Raw genomic sequence first — 19,564 nt, forward strand, 5'->3', positions numbered from 1 at the left:
GGAAAAGTCGGTAAATTCGGGAGCCATGATGGTACCGTGTCGGGGCCGGACTGCCTAGCAATCGCGCTGGAGGACGGCGACTACGTTGCGCTGCGCTAAAAAATCCGTCGTGCGGGCCGGATTCCACCGCATAATGGCTGAAAAGTGCGGCCTGCCGGGCAACACAGGGCCGAAAACGGCCACTCGCCTCGCGGTCCGCATCTCCGTCGCTTTCCGTTTTTCTCTTGCCCCATTTTTACATGTCCAGCAACGCCCCTCCGATCGTCCTCACCTTCGGCCTGTCCGATCCCACCGGCGGCTCCGGCCTCCAAGCCGATCTGATGACCCTGGCGAGCATGGGCTGTCACGGCGTGTCCGTCCTGACGGGCTACACCGTGCGCGACTCCGCCGCCTGCGACGAAGTGACCGGCCTCGACCCCGAAGTCGTCGCCGCCCAGGCGCGCATGCTGCTCGAGGACATGCCGGTCGCCGCGTTCAAGATCGGCGCGGCGACGCGCGCGGAAGTCGTCAGTGCGATCGCCGAGGTCGTCGCCGACTACGACGGCGTGCCGCTCGTGCTCGCGCCGGATTTCACGCTCGACGACGAGCACGTACTCGCGGCCGACGACCTGCGCGAGTCGATCGCCGACCTGCTGGCGCCGCAAACCACGCTGCTGGTCGCCGATCACGCCACGCTGATCGCGCTCGCGCAGCCGGACGGCGACGCCGAGGCGCCGAATCTCGACGCCGCCGTGTCGCACCTGCTGTCGCAGGGCTGCGAGTACATCCTGTCGTCGGAGACGGGCTCGCACCGGCTCGTCAACACGCTGTACGGCGAGGAAGGCCAGCTTCGCGAGGACATGTGGGATCGCTCGCCGCACCGGCTGATGGGCATCACCGATACGCTCGGCGCGGCCATCGCGGCGCTGCTCGCGAACGGCCAGGAACCGCCCGAGGCGGTGCGCGAGGCGCAGGAGTACCTGTACCAGGCCGTGCGCGACGCGTTCCGGCCCGGCATGGGCGCCTACCTGCCCGACCGGTTCTTCTGGGCGCGCAGCAATGAAGAATCGGATACGCCACCGGCCGTGAAGGCCGATCCGGTATCGCGGACGTCGCACCGGCATTGACGCGGGCACGGCGGGCGCGCCCCGCCGTCGCACCTGCCGCGCCACCGCGGGCGCAACGCCTCCGGCCGCCCCGCACGCACATCAAGATCCTCGCACCAATAAAAAAAGACCCGCATCGCTGCGGGTCTTTTCTTTTGGCTGGAACGCGCATCGCTGCACGTTCCGGACACCATCGACCGAGGTCGATTACATGTCCATGCCCATGCCGCCCATGCCGCCCGGCATGCCGCCCGGCATCGGTGCGTCTTCCTTCGGCAGTTCTGCGACAGCTGCGTCCGTCGTCAGCAGCAGGCCAGCAACCGACGCTGCGTTCTGCAGTGCGGTGCGCGTGACCTTGGTCGGGTCGACGACGCCGGCTTCAACCATGTCGACGTACTCGCCCGTTGCTGCGTTGTAGCCGTAGTTGCCCGTACCTGCAGCAACGGCCGCCACCACGACGCTGGCTTCTTCGCCGCCGTTCGTGACGATCTGGCGCAGCGGCTCTTCCATCGCGCGCAGCACGATCTTGATGCCGGCGTTCTGGTCGGCGTTCGCGCCGGTCAGGCCTGCGATCGCGGTGCGAGCGCGGATCAGCGCAACGCCGCCACCTGCCACGATGCCTTCTTCCACAGCTGCGCGCGTTGCGTGCAGTGCGTCTTCGACACGTGCCTTCTTTTCCTTCATTTCGACTTCGGTCGCAGCACCGACCTTGATCACTGCAACACCGCCGGCCAGCTTGGCCACGCGCTCTTGCAGCTTTTCACGGTCGTAGTCCGACGTCGCTTCTTCGATTTGCGCGCGCACTTGCTTCACGCGTGCTTCGATGTTCACGGCTTCGCCTGCGCCGTCGATGATCGTCGTGTTTTCCTTGCCCACTTCGATGCGCTTCGCCTGGCCCAGTTCTGCCAGCGTTGCCTTCTCGAGCGTCAGGCCGGTTTCTTCGGCGATCACCTGGCCGCCCGTCAGGATCGCGATGTCTTCCAGCATCGCCTTGCGACGATCGCCGAAGCCAGGCGCCTTGACCGCAACGGTCTTCAGGATGCCGCGGATATTGTTCACGACCAGCGTTGCGAGCGCTTCGCCTTCGATGTCTTCGGCGATGATCAGCAGCGGACGGCCAGCCTTCGCGACTTGCTCGAGCACCGGCAGCAGATCACGGATGTTCGACACCTTCTTGTCGTGCAGCAGCACGAACGGGTTGTCGAGGACGGCGACTTGCTTTTCCGGGTTGTTGATGAAGTACGGCGACAGGTAGCCGCGGTCGAATTGCATGCCTTCGACGACGTCGAGTTCGTCAGCCAGCGACTTGCCGTCTTCGACGGTGATGACGCCTTCCTTGCCGACCTTGTCCATCGCTTCAGCGATGCGATCGCCGATCGACGTGTCGCTGTTCGCCGAGATCGAGCCGACCTGTGCGATTTCCTTGTTCGTCGTGCACGGCTTGCTGATCTTCTTCAGCTCGTCGACAGCCGCTGCGACTGCCTTGTCGATACCGCGCTTCAGGTCCATCGGGTTCATGCCCGATGCGACGTACTTCATGCCTTCGCGAACGATCGATTGCGCGAGGACGGTTGCCGTCGTCGTGCCGTCGCCTGCGTTGTCGCTGGTCTTGGAAGCGACTTCCTTGACCATTTGCGCGCCCATGTTCTGGAGCTTGTCCTTCAGCTCGATTTCCTTCGCGACCGACACACCGTCCTTGGTGACCGTCGGGCCGCCGAAGCTGCGCTCCAGCACCACGTTGCGGCCCTTCGGACCCAGCGTGACCTTGACTGCGTTGGCGAGAATGTTCACGCCTTCGACCATCTTCGAACGGGCGGAATCGCCGAATACGACGTCTTTAGCTGCCATCTTCTAACTCCTTGAATTCTTGGGAATATGTACCGTCGGAGGACGCTTACTTCGCGTTGACCACGGCCATGATGTCTTCTTCGCGCATGACCAGCAGTTCCTGGCCGTCGACCTTCACGGTCTGGCCTGCGTACTTGCCGAACAGGACGCGATCGCCGACCTTCACGTCGAGCGCGATCGGTGCGCCCTTGTCGTCGCGCTTGCCCGGGCCGATGGCCAGGACTTCGCCCTGGTCCGGCTTTTCAGCAGCGGCGTCGGGGATGACGATGCCCGAGGCGGTCTTGGTTTCCTGATCCAGGCGCTTGACGATCACGCGATCGTGCAAAGGACGAAGGTTCATATTCACTCCTCTCTTGACTGAGATTGAAGAACGCTTAGGGAATCTGCCCGGCTTGTCGCCCGGCAGAGAATTGTTAGCACTCTCGTGCAGCGAGTGCTAATTATATGGACGGGTTTTGACAAATTCAAGAAGGGAAACCGGACGAATTTTCAACGCGGCACGGAAGCGGGGAAAACACCCGAAAATCACGAAAAATCCTTTTAAAACAAAACCCTGACCCACGCTACCCGGCTTGGCGGGCGAGCCCGCGCGGCCCGCGAATCGCATCCAGCCCCGTTTGGACACCGGGTAAGCACGGAGTTCCTGCGACCGGCGACATCGCATCGAAAAACCCGCGCAGGCGCCGATTCCGTCCGCCACAACGCGCCCGGTGCCCCGTCCCGCCCCCCCTGCCGGCAATCCATCGCTCCGCATCGAAGCATTCATTTTCATTACGCCGATATTTACGTTTTTTCTTTCGGAAAACACCCGTCGGCCCCCATCCGTAAGCCCTCCCATTACATTCAGTAATTTAGATGCGAATCATTCTCGTTTACATTGACATTCCCATTCGACACTCCTACGATGCGCCGCGTTGCGCTCTTCTTCGTGCCCTGGCCGATCGGTGCCGAGCGTCGGGACAGCGACCGACAAGCAGGACTCCAAACCAATTAGAATCAGGAATTTGATATGAAGGTTGCGTCGTTCCATGGAGACCGCGTCCGCACCCGGATGCGCCCCGCCGCCTGTGCGGCCGTCCTCGCGTGCGCATCGTTCGCGAGCGGCGCTGCGTTCGCCGCCGCGTCGGTCGACGCGCAGCCCGAAGCGCCCGAGGCCGACCTCGCGATCCAGGCGAAGCCGGCCGGCATGTGGACCGGCATCTGGACGCGCCAGAGCCTGCTCGGCGACATGGGCGGCATCCGCCCGTGGCTCGGCAAGTACGGCGCGACGCTGCAGATCACCGAAACCAGCGAATACCTCGCGAACCTGCGCGGCGGCCTGAACCGCGGCGGCACGTATGACGGGCTGACGACCGCGACGCTGACGGTCGATACGCAAAAGGCGATCGGCCTGCCCGGCGGCACCTTCAACGTCAGCGCGCTGCAGATCCACGGCAGCAACCTGAGCGCGCGCAATCTCGGCACGCTCAACACCGCGAGCGGCATCGAGGCGCAGGACACGACGCGCCTGTGGGAACTCTGGTACCAGCAATCGTTCCTCGACAAGCGCGTCGACGTGAAGATCGGCCAGCAGAGCCTGGACCAGGAGTTCATGGTCAGCACGTATGCGAACACGTTCGTCAATACGATGTTCGGCTGGCCCGCGCTGCCGTCGTACGATCTGCCGAACGGCGGCCCCGCGTATCCGCTCGCGGGCCTCGGCGTACGCGTGCGCGCACAGCTCACGCCGAAACTCACCGCGCTCGCGGGCGTGTTCGACGGCGATCCGCTCGGCAACAACCCGGGCAACCTGAGCGGCACGAACTTCAACCTGCACAACGGCACGCTCTATATCGGCGAGCTGCAGTACGCGCTGAACCAGCCGTCCGACGGCGAAATGGACACCGGCCATTCGAACGGACTGCCGGGTACCTACAAGATCGGCCTGTGGTATCACAACGGCCGCTTCGCGGACCAGAACGCCGGCACCGACGGTCTGTCGCTCGCCGATCCCGCATCGAACGGCAACGCGCGGCAGCACCACGGCGACTACAGCTTCTACGCGGTGGCCGACCAGATGATCTGGCGTCCCGACCCCACCGGCGCGAAAAGCCTCGGGGTGTTCGCGCGCGTGATGGGCGCGCCGGGCGACCGCAACCTCGTGAGCTTCGCGGCGAACGCGGGCATCGTGCTGAAGGCGCCGTTCGACGGTCGCGACAACGACAGCGTCGGCCTCGCCGTCACGTACATCCAGGTCGGCAGCCACGTGACCGACCTCGACCAGGCCGCGCGCAACTTTGCGGCCGGTCCGTACGGCGTGCGCACCCGCGAGACGACCGTCGAGGCGACCTACCAGTATCAGGTCAACCCGTGGTGGGTGATCGCGGCCGATGCGCAGTACACGTTCAACGCCGGCGCGGGCCAGAACCCGAGCGACGCGACCCAGCCGCTGCGCAATACGTTCGTGCTCGGCGCACGCACGACGATCACGTTCTGACCGCCGCGCGCCCGCCGTCCGCCCACGCCACCCGTTTTCGCGCGCCGCCGACGCGGCGCGCCTCCCAGGAGATCCCGATGATTCAATCCGCCCCGCTTCGCCGCCTCGCGACGGGCGCGCTGGCCGCCGTCGCGCTGACGGCCGCCGCCGGCGCGTTCGCCGAGCCGCAAGGCTTCCTCGAGACGCTGCATCGCCATACGCTGCTCGTCAACACGGTGCCCGACAACGGCGACCAGAACCCGTACGCGATCGCGGTTGCACCGGTGTCGGCCGGCACGCTCCAGGCAGGCGACGTGCTCGTCGACAACTTCAACAACGCGGCGAACCTGCAGGGCACGGGCAGCACGATCGTCGACTATCGGCCGTCGACCAAGCAGATGAGCCTGTTCGCGACGATTCCACGCGACCTGAAGGCGTGCCCGGGCGGCGTCGGCCTGTCGACCGCGATGACGATGCTGAAGTCGGGCTGGGTGATCGTCGGCAGCACGCCGAGCAACGACGGCACGACGTCGACGAAAGGCGCCGGCTGCCTGATCGTGCTCGATCCGCACGGCCGGATCGCCTCGACGTGGTCGAGCGCGAACATCAACGACCCGTGGGGCAACATGGCCGTGGTCGACCGCGGCGACAGCGCGACGCTGTTCGTCAGCATGGCCGGCTTCGGCGTCGGCGGCGCGGACGGCAACCCGCCCGTCTACAAGCAGGCGACGGTACTGCGCCTCGACCTCGACGTGCCGGCCGGCAAGCCGCCCGTCATCAAGCAGGAAACGGTCGTCGCGAGCGGCCTCGGCGCGCAGGCCGACAAGGGCGTGTTCCTGGTCGGCCCGACCGGCCTCGCGCTGTCGGGCGACCAGAAGAAGCTGTACGTCTCCGACGCGATCGGCAACCGCGTCGTCGAGATCGACGATCCGCTCACGCGCGACACGAGCGCGGGCGTCGGCCGCCAGGTGACGGCCGACGGCTTCCTGCGCCGCCCGCTCGCACTCGCGACCGCGCCGAACGGCCATCTGCTCGCGACCAACGCGCTGAACGGCCAGGTCGTCGAGATCGATCCGGTCGCCGGCAAGCAGCTCTATGCGCGCTGGATCGATACCGACAAGGCGCAGTCGCCGCCCGGCAACGGCGACCTGTTCGGGATCGCGATGACGCCCGACGGCGACGGCTTCTATTACGTCCAGGACGACGTCAACACGCTGATGCTCGCGAAGTAACGGAGCCGACCATGGCAGACGATCTGAACCCGCCGTCGCGCCCCGCGCGCCGCGGCTTCCTGAAGGCCGGCGGCGCCGCAGTGGCCGCGGGCCTCGCGGCGGGCACGATGCCGGCCGCACGCGCGGCCGACGCGGCGCCCGCGGTCGCACCGGGCGCGCACGCGCACGACGACGACATCGAGCCGTTCTACGGCAAGCACCAGGGCGGCATCACGACGCCGCAGCAGCGCAACGCATATTTCGCGGCGCTCGACCTCACCACGACCCAACGCGCGGACGTGATCGCGCTGCTGAAGACCTGGACCGACGCGGCCGCACGCCTCACGCGCGGCGCCCCCGCGCAGCCGCTGCCGGCGAACGGCGGCGACGACGTCGCGCCGGCCGACTCGGGCGACGCGCTCGGCATCGGCGCGTCGCGGCTGACGATCACGTTCGGCTTCGGGCCCGGCCTGTTCGCGGTCGCGGGCAAGGACCGCTACGGCCTCGCGAAGCAGCGCCCGGCCGCGCTCGTCGACCTGCCGCGCTTCAACGGCGACCAGCTGATTCCGGAGAAGACCGGCGGCGACCTGTTCATCCAGGCGTGCGCGAACGACGCGCAGGTGGCGTTTCACGCGGTGCGCCAGCTCGTGCGCCTCGGCGGCAAGGCCGTGCAGATGCGCTGGGGCCAGGCCGGCTTCACGTCCGGCAAGCCGGGCGAGACGCCGCGCAACCTGATGGGCTTCAAGGACGGCACGATGAACCCGTCGCGCGACGATCCGGCCGCGATGAACGAATTCGTGTGGGCCGGCAACGAAGGCCCGGCGTGGATGAACGGCGGCACCTACACGGTCGTGCGCCGCATCCGCATCACGCTCGAACACTGGGACAACACCGAGCTCGGCTTCCAGGAACAGGTGTTCGGCCGCAAGAAATACAGCGGCGCACCGATCGGCGGCCAGCACGAGTTCGAGGCGCTCGACCTCGACGCGGTCGACAAGGACGGCAATCCGGTGATCCCCGACAACGCGCATGCGCGTCTCGCATCGCCTCAGGTGAACAACGGCGCGCAGATCCTGCGCCGCGCGTATTCGTACAACGACAGCACGAACTTCTACATCGAGCGCTGGCCGCCGTGGCGCCAGCAGACCGAGTACGACGCGGGACTGATGTTCGTCGCGCACCAGCGCGACCCGCGCCGCGGCTTCATCCCGATCAACGAGAAGCTCGCGAAGCTGGACATCATGAACCAGTTCACCACGCACGTCGGCAGCGCGATCTTCGCGTGTCCGCCGGGCGCGCAACCCGGTTCGTACATCGGCGCCGCGCTGTTCGAAGCGTAACGGCATCGCGACGCCACGCTCCATTTCCCCGGCCCGCCCGGATGCAACTCACGACGACGACATGAACACTTTTCCCGTTAGCCGCCCGCTGCGGCACCTGATCGCCGCGGCCGCCGCCGCGCTGATGCTGACCGGCGCGCTGCACGCCACGCGCGCGCACGCCGCGACGCTCACGCTGTACAACGCGCAGCACGAGCAGGTCGTCAACCAGCTCGTCAAGGACTTCGAGGCACAAAGCGGCATCACCGTGAAGGTGCGCTCGGGCGAAGGCCCCGCGCTCGCCGCGCAGATCGTCGCGGAAGGCGACCGCACGCCGGCCGACGTGTACTTCACCGAGAACTCGCCGGAACTCGTGCTGCTCGACCGCAAGGGCCTGCTCGCGAAGACCGACAGCGCAGCGCTGCAGGCGGTCCCCGCCCGCTTCAACCCGGCCGACGGCAACTGGGTCGGCGTGCTCGCGCGCGAGAACGTGCTCGTCTACAACACCGCGAAACTCCAGCCGCAGCAACTGCCCGCGTCGCTGCTCGATCTCGCGAAACCGGAATGGAAGGGCAAGGTCGGCATCGCGCCGAGCGATGCGGACTTCCTGCCGCTCGTGAGCGCGGTGCTCGCGCTGCACGGCGAAGCCGCGACGCTGCAATGGCTGAAGGGCCTGAAGGCCAACGCGCAGATCTTCGACGACGACGAAGGCGTGACGGCGGCCGTCAACCGCGGCGGCGTGCAAACCGGCATCATCAACAACTACTACTGGGACCGCCTGCACGCGGAGCTCGGCGACAAGTCGACGAAAAGTGCGATCCACCACTTCGGCAACCATGACGTCGGCGCAGCCGTGAACGTGTCGGGCGCCGCCGTGATGAAGGCATCGAAGCACCAGGCCGATGCGCAGAAGTTCGTCGCGTATCTTGTCGGCGAGCGCGCGCAGAAACTGATGGCGAACGGCCGCATCAGCTTCGAGTATCCGCTGCATCCGGGCGTCGCCCCCGATCCGATCCTGAAGCCGTTCAACGAACTGAGCCCGCCGGCACTGACGTTCGAACAGCTCGGCGACGACAGCCAGGCCGGCAAGCTGCTGCGCCAGGCCGGCCTGCTCTGACCGTGAGCGACGCCGTGTCCCGCACGGCGCGCATCGCGCGCGACGCAGCGCGCCCCGCGACGCGTCGGCGCCCGTCGCGCGCGCTCGTCGCCGCGGCCGCGTGCGGGCCGCTCGCGATCCTGCTGCCGCTCGCCTTCACGCTGTACCGCGCGGCCACCTTCGGCGTCGACGATGCGATCGCGCTGCTGTGGCGCCCGCTCGTCGGCGAGCTGCTCGTCAACACGCTGTCGATCGCATGCGCCGCGACGCTCGCATGCGCGCTGCTCGGCACCGCGGCCGCGTGGTTCATCGAGCGCACCGACCTGCCCGCGCGGCCGCTGTGGACCGCGCTCGCCGCGGCCCCGCTCGCGGTGCCGCCGTTCATCACGAGCTACGCGTGGGTGTCGCTGAGCCTCGACCTGCAGGACTTCGCCGGCGCGCTGATCGTGCTGACGTCCGCGTACTTCCCGCTCGTCTACCTGCCGGTGGCCGCCGCGCTGCGCGAGCTCGACCCCGCGCTCGAAGAAAGCGCGCGCACGCTCGGCTGCCCGCCGTGGCAGACGTTCTTTCGCGTCGTGCTGCCGCAATTGCGCCCCGCGCTGTGCGGCGGGATGCTGCTCGTCGCGCTCGGCGTGCTGTCCGAATTCGGCGCGTTCCAGCTGCTGCGCTTTCGCACGTTCACGACCGAGATCTATGCCGAGTACCGCACCGCGTTCGACGGCGGCGGCGCATCGCTGCTCGGCTGCGTGCTGATCGCGCTGTGCCTGCTGTGCCTCGCGATCGAGGCGCGCGCTCGCGGCCACGCGCGCTACGGTCATACGCACCGCGCCGCACGCCGCGTCGCGATGCGTTATCCGCTCGGCCGGTGGCGCGGCCCCGTCACCGTCGCATTCGCCGCGCTCGCGGCCGCGACGCTCGGCGTGCCGCTCGCGATGATCGGCTACTGGCTCACGCAACAAGGGGCCGCCGCCGTCACGCCGGCCGACGTGTCGCCCGAACTGCTGTGGCAAGCCACGCTCGCATCGTCCAGCTACGGCCTGATGGCGGCAGCCGTTACCACGCTGCTCGCGCTGCCGCTCGCGTTCCTGCTGGTCCGTTATCCGGGCCGCGTCGCGACGCTCCTCGAGCGCACGGCGATGACCGTGCAGGGCGTGCCGGGCATCGTCGTCGCGCTCGCGATCGTGTCGATCACGGTGCGGCTGCTGCAGCCGCTCTACCAGAGCGCGCCGGCGCTCGTCGCCGCGTACGCGATCCTGTTCCTGCCGCTCGCGGTCGTGAGCGTGCGCGCGGCGCTGTCGCACGTGCAGGTCCGGCTCGAGGAAACCGCACGCTCGCTCGGCCTCGGCTGGCGCGCAACGCTCACGCGCGTGGTGCTGCCGCTCGCGGCACCCGGCCTCGGTGCGGCCGCGACGATGGTGTTCATCTCGGTCGTCACCGAACTCAACGCGACGCTGCTGCTGTCGCCGATCGGCACACACACGCTCGCCACACAGGTATGGAGCGATACGGCGACGCTCGCGTTCGCGGCCGCGGCACCGTACGCGGCGCTGCTCGTCGCGCTGTCGCTCGGCGCATCGGGACTGCTGTTCCTGCTGCTCGGCCGCGCGTCGGTGCGCAACTGAGCATCGCCCCTTTTTCCCGGAACCGCCCATGAGCGAACTACGCATCCACGGCCTGTCGAAATCGTTCGGATCGCATACCGTCCTGCACGACATCGATCTCACGGTACGGCGCGGCTCGCGCCTCGCGCTGCTGGGCCCGTCCGGCAGCGGCAAGACGACGCTGCTGCGCGTGCTGTGCGGCTTCGAGCGCGCCGAGCGCGGCACCGTCGAGATCGACGGACGCCGCGTGGCCGCCCCCGACGTGCACCTGCCGCCCGAACGGCGCCGGATCGGCTACGTGCCGCAGGAAGGCGCGCTGTTTCCGCACCTGTCGGTGGCCGACAACATCGCGTTCGGGCTGCCGCGCGCGGCACGGCGCCGCCATCACCGCGTCGACGAACTGCTCGAGATGGTCGGGCTGCCGGCGTCGTATGCGAGCCGCGCGCCGCAGCAGCTGTCCGGCGGCCAGCAACAGCGCGTGGCCCTCGCGCGCGCGCTGGCGCCCGAGCCCTCGCTCGTGATCCTCGATGAACCGTTCTCCGCGCTCGACACGTCGCTTCGCCATGAAACGCGCAGCGCGGTGGCCGACGCGCTTGCCGCGGCCGGCGCGACGTCGGTGCTCGTCACGCACGACCAGCCCGAGGCGATGACGCTCGGCGACGAAGTCGCGGTGATGTGGCAAGGCAGGCTCGTGCAGACGGCCGCGCCGCAGATGCTGTACCGGCAGCCCGTCACGCGCGACGTCGCGTCGTTCGTCGGGCAGGCCGTGCTGCTCGCGGGTCACGTGCGCGATGCGCGCATCGCCTGTGCGCTCGGCGAGCTGCCGCTCGTCGCCCCGCTGCCCGACGGGCCGGCCGACGCGATGCTGCGTCCCGAGCAGATCGACATCGTGCCGGTCGCGCAGGCCGGCGCGGCGAGCGGCCGGACGGCGCGCGTCGAAGCCGCGCAGTTCGCGGGCCAGGATGCCGACGTGCTCGCACGCCTCGATGCCGATCGCGACGTGCTCGTGCGTATCCGCGTACCGGGACACCGGTGCCCGGCCGTCGGCGAACGCATCGCGCTGGCGGTGGACGGCGCGGTGATGGCGTACGCGCGCTGACCGACGCGACGCGCGTCCTCACGCGCTGCTACGCATCGGCGCAGCCTGCGCCGGACAGCGGCCGGAAGGTCCGGCCATCCGTCTCGACGGCCGCCCCCAGCAATCGCGCGAGCCCCTTCGCGCCTTCGCGCATCACGACGTCGTGATTCCAGCGGAACAGCGGGCGCGCGAGCGGCTCGAGCCAGTTCATCCAGCGCACCTGCGTGCGAATGTGCCAGTCGTAGCGCACGACGGTGTGCGCGCCGTCGCCGGCGAACGACCAACGCCCGTCGCCTTCGATCGCGCCGCTTGCGCGGCCTTCGAGCGCATGCGGCCGCTCGACGCGCCGCACGCGCATGTCGAACGTCAGCCGGTACGGCAACGCGCCCTTCCACGTATACCGGTGCAGCGCCCCGACGCCGCGCGCGTCGCCATGCTCGATCTCGACGGTGCGCACGGCGCCCTTCCACCAGTCGGGCCAGCGGTCGACCTGGTAGATCGCGTCCCAGACCGCCGCGAGCGGCGCGTCCACGCGCCAGGTCGTCGAGAACCGGTATTCCGCCATGCAGCCTCCGGGCTGTCCGTCACGGACACGCGCCCACTCGTCGGTCAAGGTGCGAAGAAACGCTCGGGGAACGCGACGTCGATTTCGACGTCGTCGAGCGTCACGGTTTCGAGCGGCACGTCGTCGCCGTCGGCGAAGCTGACGACCTTCAGCGGAAAGCCGTCCCCGGCGTCCAGCCACAGCCGGTAGCGATGCACGCCGTCGACCGCGTGCGCGGGTGCGCCGGTGACCGACACGCGCAGCGCGGTCCGGCCGCCGACGGCCTCCTCGCCTTCGGTCACCGTCGCGCCGCCCTGCTGCAGCGCATGCACGTTGCGCAGCAGTTCGCCGACGTCCGACCGGTCGACCCGGTGGCCGCTGCGGTCGCGCACGAGCGGATTGGACGGCGACAGCGTCAGCGCGGGCGGCGCGTGCGCGCCGAACGGGCGCAGCCGCACCTTGCCGTCGCCGGGATCGTACGCGAGCACCGCGCCGCGGTGCGGCGACACGAAATCCATCCGGACGAAGCCCGGTTTCAGGTAGGCGTAGCGGATTTCGGTGTGTTCGCCACCGCGCGCCGACGAGCGGATCGTCGCGCGATACGAGCGGACGTGGTCGAAATGCGCCTGGGCGACGGTCACGGGGTCGGCTGTCATGCTCGCTCCTATCAGGCTCGCGGCCAGCAACGCGGCGATCACGGCGCCGCCTCGACATCGAGCACGCCTTCCATTCCGCGCTCGCGATGGCTCCTGAAAAACAGCAGCCGATGCGTGCAATAGTAGGCGAACCGGCCCGGCTGCGCCGGCGTGAAGCGGAACGTCTTCGGCGTCGTGCCGAGCTCGGTGCGCACCGCCATGCCGGCCTGCGGCGGCGCAGCGATCTCGAAGCTGTGCGGCACGACGCCCGGCTCCGCCGACACGGTCAGCTCGACCGGCACGTGCGCGCGCACGATCACATGGTTCGGCCGGAAGAAATAGCTGCCGCCGACGATGGCGACCCGCTGCACGCCGTCGGCGTCGACCGGCACGCGCACGGGCGCGTCGCCGTCCGCCCGCGCGAGGGTCGCACCCGCGGCGAGCGCCGCCGCCACGAGCACCTTCGTCATCGTCGTCTTCATCGCCTGCTCCCTGCCGGTGGCACGCGTCAGCTCTTCCACGCGTCGGTCGGGCCGCCGAGCGCGCCGCACGCCTCGATCGCGAGCGCGCGCAGGCGCCGTTCGTCGCCGCGGCCGGACAACGCATAACCCATGCCGCGATCCGACCAGAAATACGTGTAGCGGCCGTCGGCCGACATCGACTGCGGCGCGAGATGCCGCGCATCGTAGGCGGTCACGTAAAGCGTCACGCGTGCGCCGTCCGCGCGCTGGTACATGAACTGCGCGGCCGGCCCGCCATCGCCGGGGAGCAACCGGCCGCCCAGCAGCACGTAGCCGTATTCGTCGAGCGACGGGGCGCGCACGGGCCGTCCGACGCGCGCCGACAACCACGCGGCGAGATACGCGGGATCGCCCGCGCCGACCTCGACCGGATGGTCGCGATCGGCTGCGTACACGGCATACGCGACATCGGCGCGCGCGGCGAACGCCGGGTCGCGGCCGATCGCCAGCCAGCCCGCAGGCAGCGCAACGCCGATCAGCAGCCCGGCGGCCAGCCCCGCGAACGCATACGCGAAGGCACGACGGCGCGGCGCGCGACGCTGCACGAACAGCGCGGGGGCCGCGCCCGGCAGCGGGAACAGCGCCTTCAGCGCGTCGCGCTGCGCGCGGTAATGCGCGAATCGTTCGGCCTCCTCCGGATCGGACTGCAGGCGCTCGAGCATCTCGCGCCGCTCGCTCCCGGACAGCTCGCCGTCCAGCAACGCGGACAGCAGTTGCGCCGACGCGTCCTCGTCCCGCCCGTTCGAAGGCTTGTGCGGATCGTCCATCATGTTTTCCCGATCACCCGTAACGCGGCCGTGCCGTGCGCCGACGGCTCGTCCGACAGCAAGGCGCGCATCTGCGCGCGCGCCCGCGCGAGCCGCGACATCACCGTGCCCACCGGTACGCCGAGTACCTGCGCGGCGTCGCGATAGCTCAATTCTTCAAGCGCGACCAGCAGCAGCACCTCGCGCTGCTCGACCGGCAACCGGTACAACGCGCGCTGCACGTCGCGCAGCACCAGCCCACCGATCTCGCCGGCCGGCGCGGCCATCGTCTGCCACGGCGCGGTCGCATCGTCGACCGCGATCTCGCGCCGCGCGCGCAACTGGTCGATGAAACGGTGCCGCAACAGCGTCAGCAGCCACGCGCGCAGGTTGCCGCCGTCGCGCGGCGGCCGGTTCAGCGCACGCTCGAGCGTGTCCTGCACGAGATCGTCCGCCCACGCGCGGTCGCCCGTCAGCGCACGCGCATAGCGCGTGAGACGCGGCAGCCACACCAGCAGATCCGATTCGTAGCTCATCAGGAAGCCTTGCGCATCCGCATCGCCGCGCGGTCACGGGTGCGCGACGTGCCACATGCCGCCGATCCCGTCGCCGCCCGCGTCGCCCGCCTTGCGGTCCATCTTCCAGCGATACAGCGGGCGGCCGCGGTACGCCCATTGCTTCTTGCCATCGTCCCGCGCGACGAGACTCAGTGCGCCCGATGCCTTGTCGTACGCGTCCGCGATCGCGGGCGGCCAGTTGGCCGCACACGCGCTGTCGCACGCGCTCTTGCCGGGCGCATCGCGATCGAACACGTACAGCGTCATGTGTGCCTCGTCGACCAGTTTCCCGTCGCTCACCTGAGGCGGTTCCGCGGCCGCCGGCCGCACGATCGCCGCCGTCAGCGCGGCGGCAAAGACCATCCGTTTCATTCCCGTTCTCCTTGGCAGGGCCTGGCGGCACGGCGCCGCCGGACGGGACGATCGGTTTCGTTGCGACCATTATCCCGCCGGCGGGCCGGGCCGGAACTCGGTAGGTAAACGGACGGCGGGAACCGGTTATTCCATGCCGCGTTGAAATAGTCGGCGGCGGTTGCTCATGCGACGCAAGACAGCGGGAAGCCCGAAAAGACAACGCGGCATGACATCGCTGTCATGCCGCGTTGCGCGAGCGCGGCGCACGGCGGCCATGCGGCGCCGCCGTGCGGATCCGGCCCTTACTTCGGCAGTGCGCCGGTCAGCGACTGGAGCAGCGACGTCACCGGCGCGAGCGGGTTGTTCGGCGCGCTATTGCCCGAATGCGGCGTCACCGACAGGCTCGGCGCGGAACCGAGCGCCGTACCCACCGACGTGCCGGCCGCATTGACGACCGTCGCCGTCGCGTTGGCGCCCGTCGTCAGCAGCGAGCCGACTGCACCCGCCGTGCCGCCGGCCGCGTTCGCGCCCGAGCCGAGCAGGCTGCCGCCCGCCGCGGCCGTCGAACCGGCCGCGCCCGACAGCGCACCGGCCGCCTGGCCGAGGGCTGCCGGGCCGTTCGCGAGTGCGCCCGTCACCGAGCCGAGCGCACCGGTCAGTGCGCCGGCCGGGTTGCCGCCGCCCGTCAGGCCGTTCACGAGGTTCGTGATCGGGGCGATCGGGCTGCTGCCCGCCGCGCCCGACAACGCGCCGACGACCTGGTTCACGACGCCTTGCACCGGCGCCAGCGGGTTCGTGCCGCCGAGGTTGCCGAGCGTCCCGACGACCTGGTTGACGACACCCTGTACCGGCGCCAGCGGGTTCGTGCCGCCCAGCGCGCCGAGCGCACCCGCAACCGAGCCGACCGCGTTGCCGAGGGCGCCCGTGGCCGTCCCGACCGCGTTGCTCAACGTGCCGGCCGGATTGCTCCCGCCGAGCGTGCCGACGACCTGGTTGACGACACCTTGCACCGGCGCCAGCGGGTTCGCGCCGCCGAGGTTGCCGAGGGCGCCCGTGACCGAACCCAGTGCGCCGGTCAGCGCACCGGCCGGATTGCCACCCGGCAGCGCGTTCTGCAGGCCGTTGACGAGGTTCGTGATCGGCGCGATCGGGCTGCCGCCGCCCGCACCCGACAGCGTGCCGACGACCTGGTTCACGACGCCCTGCACCGGCGTCAGCGGATTCGCGCCGCCGAGCGCACCCGTCACGGCGTTCAGCGCGTTCGTCAGCTCGCCGGCCGGATTGCCGTTGCCGAGCGTGCCCGCGAGTTGCGTCACGACGCCTTGCACCGGTGCCAGCGGGCTCCCGGCGCCGCCGAGGTTACCGAGCGAGCCCGTGATCGTGTTGACCGCGTTGCTCAGCGTGCCGGCCGGATTGCCGCCGCCAAGCGTACCCGTGACCTGGTTGACGATGTTCTGGATCGGGGTAATTGGATTCGTGCCGCCGCCGATGCCGCCCAGTGCGCCCGTGACCGTACCGAGGGCGCCGGTCAGCGCGCCAGCCGGGTTGCCGCCGCCGATTCCGCCCAGTGCCCCCGTGACCGTACCAAGTGCGCCGGTCAAGGCACCTGCCGGGTTCCCGCTACCGAGTACGCCCGTGACACCGTTCACGACGCCTTGCACCGGCGCCAGCGGGTTCGAGCCGCTGCCGAGATTACCTAGCGCCCCCGTCACCGTGTTGACGACACCCGTGAGTGCGCCCGCCGGATCGCCGCCACCAATCGACCCCGTAAGCCCGTTCACCACACCCTGCACCGGCGCCAGCGGGTTCGAACCGCCGCCGATACCACCCAGTGCACCCGTCACCGTGCCGAGTGCGCCCGTCAGCGCCCCGGCCGGGTTGCCACCACCCAACGCGCCCGTGACTTGATTCACCACACCTTGCACCGGCGCCAGCGGGCTCGACCCGCCGCCGATACCGCCCAGTGCGCCCGTCACCGTGCCGAGCGCACCGGTCAGCGCGCCGGCCGGGTTCCCGCCACCGAGCGCACCCGTGACCTGATTCACCACACCTTGAACCGGCGCCAGCGGGCTCGACCCGCCGCCGATGCCGCCCAGTGCGCCCGTCGCGGTGCCGAGCGCATTGCTCAGCGCGCCGGTCGCCGTATTCAGCGCGCCCGTCAGTGCACCGGCCGGATTGCCGCCGCCGAGCGCGCCCGTCACCTGATTCACCACGCCCTGCACCGGCGCCAGCGGGTTCGAACCGCCGCCGACATTCCCCAATGCGCCCGTTACGGTGCCAACCGCATTGCTCAGCGTCCCCGTCGCCGTATTCAACGCACCGGTCAGCGCGCTTGCCGGGTTGCCGCCATTCAGCGCCCCCGTCACCTGGTTCAACACACCCTGGACCGGCGCGAGCGGCTGCACCGTGCCGCCGCCGAGTGCGCCCGTCACCGCCCCCACGGCTCCCGACAGCACTTGTCCCGGATCGCCGAGCGACGTCTGGATCGCGCCCGACCCGCCCGCCGTCACGGTGACCGAGCCCAGCGGCGACGTGCCCGTGGCGACCAGCCCGACCGACACGCTGTTCGTCGGCGGGTTGACGATCACTTGCGGGATCGGCAGCGAATCGAGGGCACCCGCCACTGCGGAACCCGAAGCCAGTACCCCGAACACCGTCGCGACCGACAGCGCCACACCCGTCAATTTAAGATTGTGTCCCATCGTTATTTTCCCTATCTCGGTTGGCACTACGTTGATAAAGCATGGGGACGGATTGCACGAAGCGTGCCAATTCAAAAAAAGGACGGATTCGTCAGCCTATTGACCGGCAATAACGATTTTTTAATCGATTTAAGACGAAATTCAGGGGTTGCCCAGGGATTGACGGGCATCAATCGTCTGATGAAAAAGGCGGACAGGGCGTGGATGTAACGTAACGTTTGCGAGCCCCGCAGTAACGTGTTCCGGTACATTCCACGCGGCGCCGGAACAGCCGGTCGCGATGGTGCCCGATACCGTCATGGACGGCTGCCCATTACGCATTTCACCGATATGAAAATGCATTGATAAATCGCTGATTTACTAATTTTTTGATTCGCGATTTTCTTTCTTGACGATTACGCAGATCATTTTCGATCACGCGGCTCTCGATTATCCGGACAGCAGAATGAAATACTGTGAATGCCCTCTCGTGATCGGCGCGCGTGACGCGACGCACGGCGGCGGCGGCAGGCGCCGCTTCGCCGCGTAGCGTCGCCGGTCAACCGAAGCGCGCGGGCCGGTATGGACGGGGATCGATGTAGGTCGGCGCGCCGGTCATCATTTCGGCGAGCAGGCGCCCGGTCGCGGGGCCGAGCGTGAGCCCGTGGTGGCAATGACCGAACGCGAACCACAGATGGCGATGGCGCGGCGCGGGCCCGATCACCGGCCGCATGTCGGGCGTGCACGGCCGCATCCCGAGCCACGGCTCGGGATCGAGCCGCTCGCCGATGCCGAACGCGTCGCGCGCCAGCGGTTCGGCGCGCGCGAGCTGCACGCCGGTCGGCGGCGCACCGCGCAGCGCGATCTCGACGCCGGTCGTGAGCCGCAGGCGGCCGCCCTCCATCGGCGCGACGACGAATCCTTCCTCGGTATCGCACACGGGCACGTTCAGCGGCGTGCGCGTCGGCCGGTAATGCATGTGATAGCCGCGCTTCGCGCGCAGCGGAATGCGGTAGCCGAGCGGCGCGAACACATGATCGGACCACGGTCCGAGCGCGACCACGGCCGAACGTGCCGAAATCGGCCCGTGTTCGGACCCGACCCGCCAGCCGCCGTCCACCTGCGCGAGCGTCCTCGCGTCGCCGAGCGCGAACGTGCCGCCGTCGCGCTCGAACAGCCGCGCGTAGGCCTTGGTCAGTCCGCCCGGGCTCGACACGGTCTTTGGGTCCTGCCAGTGGAAGGCGCCGCAGAATGCGTCGCCGATGCCGGGCTCGCGCTCGCGCAGCGCACGCGCGTCGAGCACGGCCATCCGCAGGCCGTGCTCGACAGCCACGCGTTGCTGCGCGCGCGCTTCGGCATCGAACAGCGCGGGCGAGCGGAACGCCTCGATCCACCCGCCGTCGTGCACGAGCGGCTGGGCATCGGTACGCGCGAGCAGCGCGTCGTGCTCGACGACGCTCGCCGCGACGAGCGGCAGCAGGTCGCGTGCGGCGGCCGCGAGCCGCTGCGGCGACGATTCGCGCCAGAACCGCGCGAGCCAGCCCGCATAAGCGGGCAGCGCGCGGTAGTCCCAGTACAGATCGACCGAACGGTTGCGCGCGTAGCGCAGCAGCGTGCCGAGCCGGCGCGGAAACGCGTACGGCACGACCGACGAGCGTTCGATCAGCCCGGCATTGCCGTGGCTGGTTTCCTCGCCGGGCGCGCGCCGATCGACGAGCGCGACGCGCAGCCCGCGATCCTGCAGGTGCAGCGCCGACGACACGCCGACGATGCCGGCCCCCAGAACGATGACGTCGAAATCCATGGTTCCCCGTCCTGCGTCGAGATTCGATG

Annotated in this window: 17 protein-coding genes; 7 read left to right on the plus strand and 10 right to left on the minus strand. The window is 69.2% G+C overall.

The genetic code is table 11. The features are described 5' to 3' along the window. Window positions 1–239 precede the first annotated feature (239 nt). The gene (locus HWX00_RS17805; protein WP_034187260.1) at window positions 240–1,106 is read left to right on the plus strand and encodes a hydroxymethylpyrimidine/phosphomethylpyrimidine kinase; all 867 of its coding nucleotides are present in this window, start codon (window positions 240–242) and stop codon (window positions 1,104–1,106) included. Between the two features lie 186 nt (window positions 1,107–1,292). On the opposite strand, the gene groL is transcribed toward HWX00_RS17805, so the two are convergent. Further along, complete coding sequence (gene groL / locus HWX00_RS17810; RefSeq protein ID WP_021163332.1) at window positions 1,293–2,933, minus strand: chaperonin GroEL; 1,641 nt, start codon at window positions 2,931–2,933, stop codon at window positions 1,293–1,295. A 46-nt stretch (window positions 2,934–2,979) separates the two neighbouring features. Beyond that, window positions 2,980–3,273, minus strand: a complete 294-nt coding sequence (gene groES / locus HWX00_RS17815; protein ID WP_004186661.1) for a co-chaperone GroES — start codon at window positions 3,271–3,273, stop codon at window positions 2,980–2,982. Window positions 3,274–3,942: 669 nt separating this feature from the next. Between groES and HWX00_RS17820 the strand changes: the two genes are divergently transcribed. From HWX00_RS17820 to HWX00_RS17845, 6 genes are all read left to right on the plus strand, one after another. Next, window positions 3,943–5,409 carry a carbohydrate porin gene (locus HWX00_RS17820; RefSeq protein WP_034187259.1) on the plus strand — a complete coding sequence of 489 codons (1,467 nt, stop codon included), beginning with the start codon at window positions 3,943–3,945 and terminating at the stop codon, window positions 5,407–5,409. 77 nt (window positions 5,410–5,486) lie between these two features. Continuing rightward, window positions 5,487–6,620 (plus strand): NHL repeat-containing protein, encoded by a 1,134-nt coding sequence (locus HWX00_RS17825; RefSeq protein WP_175029381.1) that lies wholly within the window; start codon window positions 5,487–5,489, stop codon window positions 6,618–6,620. A gap of 11 nt (window positions 6,621–6,631) precedes the next feature. Beyond that, complete coding sequence (gene efeB, locus HWX00_RS17830) at window positions 6,632–7,939, plus strand: iron uptake transporter deferrochelatase/peroxidase subunit (protein ID WP_175868130.1); 1,308 nt, start codon at window positions 6,632–6,634, stop codon at window positions 7,937–7,939. Between the two features lie 61 nt (window positions 7,940–8,000). Continuing rightward, entirely contained in the window at window positions 8,001–9,035 is a 1,035-nt protein-coding gene (locus HWX00_RS17835; RefSeq protein WP_175029415.1) for an iron ABC transporter substrate-binding protein, read from the plus strand. A 14-nt stretch (window positions 9,036–9,049) separates the two neighbouring features. Then, the gene (locus HWX00_RS17840; protein ID WP_226194050.1) at window positions 9,050–10,636 is read left to right on the plus strand and encodes an ABC transporter permease; all 1,587 of its coding nucleotides are present in this window, start codon (window positions 9,050–9,052) and stop codon (window positions 10,634–10,636) included. Between the two features lie 28 nt (window positions 10,637–10,664). Beyond that, complete coding sequence (locus HWX00_RS17845; protein WP_175029123.1) at window positions 10,665–11,714, plus strand: ABC transporter ATP-binding protein; 1,050 nt, start codon at window positions 10,665–10,667, stop codon at window positions 11,712–11,714. A 28-nt stretch (window positions 11,715–11,742) separates the two neighbouring features. On the opposite strand, the gene HWX00_RS17850 is transcribed toward HWX00_RS17845, so the two are convergent. From HWX00_RS17850 to HWX00_RS17885, 8 genes are all read right to left on the minus strand, one after another. After that, window positions 11,743–12,258 (minus strand): SRPBCC family protein, encoded by a 516-nt coding sequence (locus HWX00_RS17850; protein ID WP_069707162.1) that lies wholly within the window; start codon window positions 12,256–12,258, stop codon window positions 11,743–11,745. Window positions 12,259–12,302: 44 nt separating this feature from the next. Beyond that, window positions 12,303–12,935 carry a LolA family protein gene (locus HWX00_RS17855; RefSeq protein ID WP_034187254.1) on the minus strand — a complete coding sequence of 211 codons (633 nt, stop codon included), beginning with the start codon at window positions 12,933–12,935 and terminating at the stop codon, window positions 12,303–12,305. Next, complete coding sequence (locus HWX00_RS17860; RefSeq protein ID WP_034187455.1) at window positions 12,932–13,354, minus strand: cupredoxin domain-containing protein; 423 nt, start codon at window positions 13,352–13,354, stop codon at window positions 12,932–12,934. Before HWX00_RS17860 ends, HWX00_RS17855 begins: the two co-directional genes overlap by 4 nt. 26 nt (window positions 13,355–13,380) lie before the next feature. After that, on the minus strand, window positions 13,381–14,163 hold the full coding sequence (locus HWX00_RS17865) for an anti-sigma factor family protein (RefSeq protein ID WP_175029122.1): 783 nt from the start codon (window positions 14,161–14,163) through the stop codon (window positions 13,381–13,383). Further along, window positions 14,160–14,675 carry a sigma-70 family RNA polymerase sigma factor gene (locus HWX00_RS17870; RefSeq protein ID WP_059557251.1) on the minus strand — a complete coding sequence of 172 codons (516 nt, stop codon included), beginning with the start codon at window positions 14,673–14,675 and terminating at the stop codon, window positions 14,160–14,162. The genes HWX00_RS17865 and HWX00_RS17870 overlap by 4 nt, the downstream gene beginning before the upstream one ends. 33 nt (window positions 14,676–14,708) lie before the next feature. Continuing rightward, window positions 14,709–15,068: a COG4315 family predicted lipoprotein gene (locus tag HWX00_RS17875; RefSeq protein WP_059557254.1), complete on the minus strand. Its 360-nt coding sequence runs from the start codon at window positions 15,066–15,068 to the stop codon at window positions 14,709–14,711. 284 nt (window positions 15,069–15,352) lie between these two features. Continuing rightward, the gene (locus HWX00_RS17880) at window positions 15,353–17,752 is read right to left on the minus strand and encodes a beta strand repeat-containing protein (RefSeq protein ID WP_175029121.1); all 2,400 of its coding nucleotides are present in this window, start codon (window positions 17,750–17,752) and stop codon (window positions 15,353–15,355) included. Window positions 17,753–18,290: 538 nt separating this feature from the next. Further along, window positions 18,291–19,535: an NAD(P)/FAD-dependent oxidoreductase gene (locus HWX00_RS17885; RefSeq protein ID WP_069706556.1), complete on the minus strand. Its 1,245-nt coding sequence runs from the start codon at window positions 19,533–19,535 to the stop codon at window positions 18,291–18,293. Window positions 19,536–19,564 lie beyond the last annotated feature (29 nt).

The sequence above is a fragment of the Burkholderia seminalis DSM 23518 genome (assembly GCF_902832885.1).
Classification (GTDB): Bacteria; Pseudomonadota; Gammaproteobacteria; order Burkholderiales; family Burkholderiaceae; genus Burkholderia; species Burkholderia seminalis.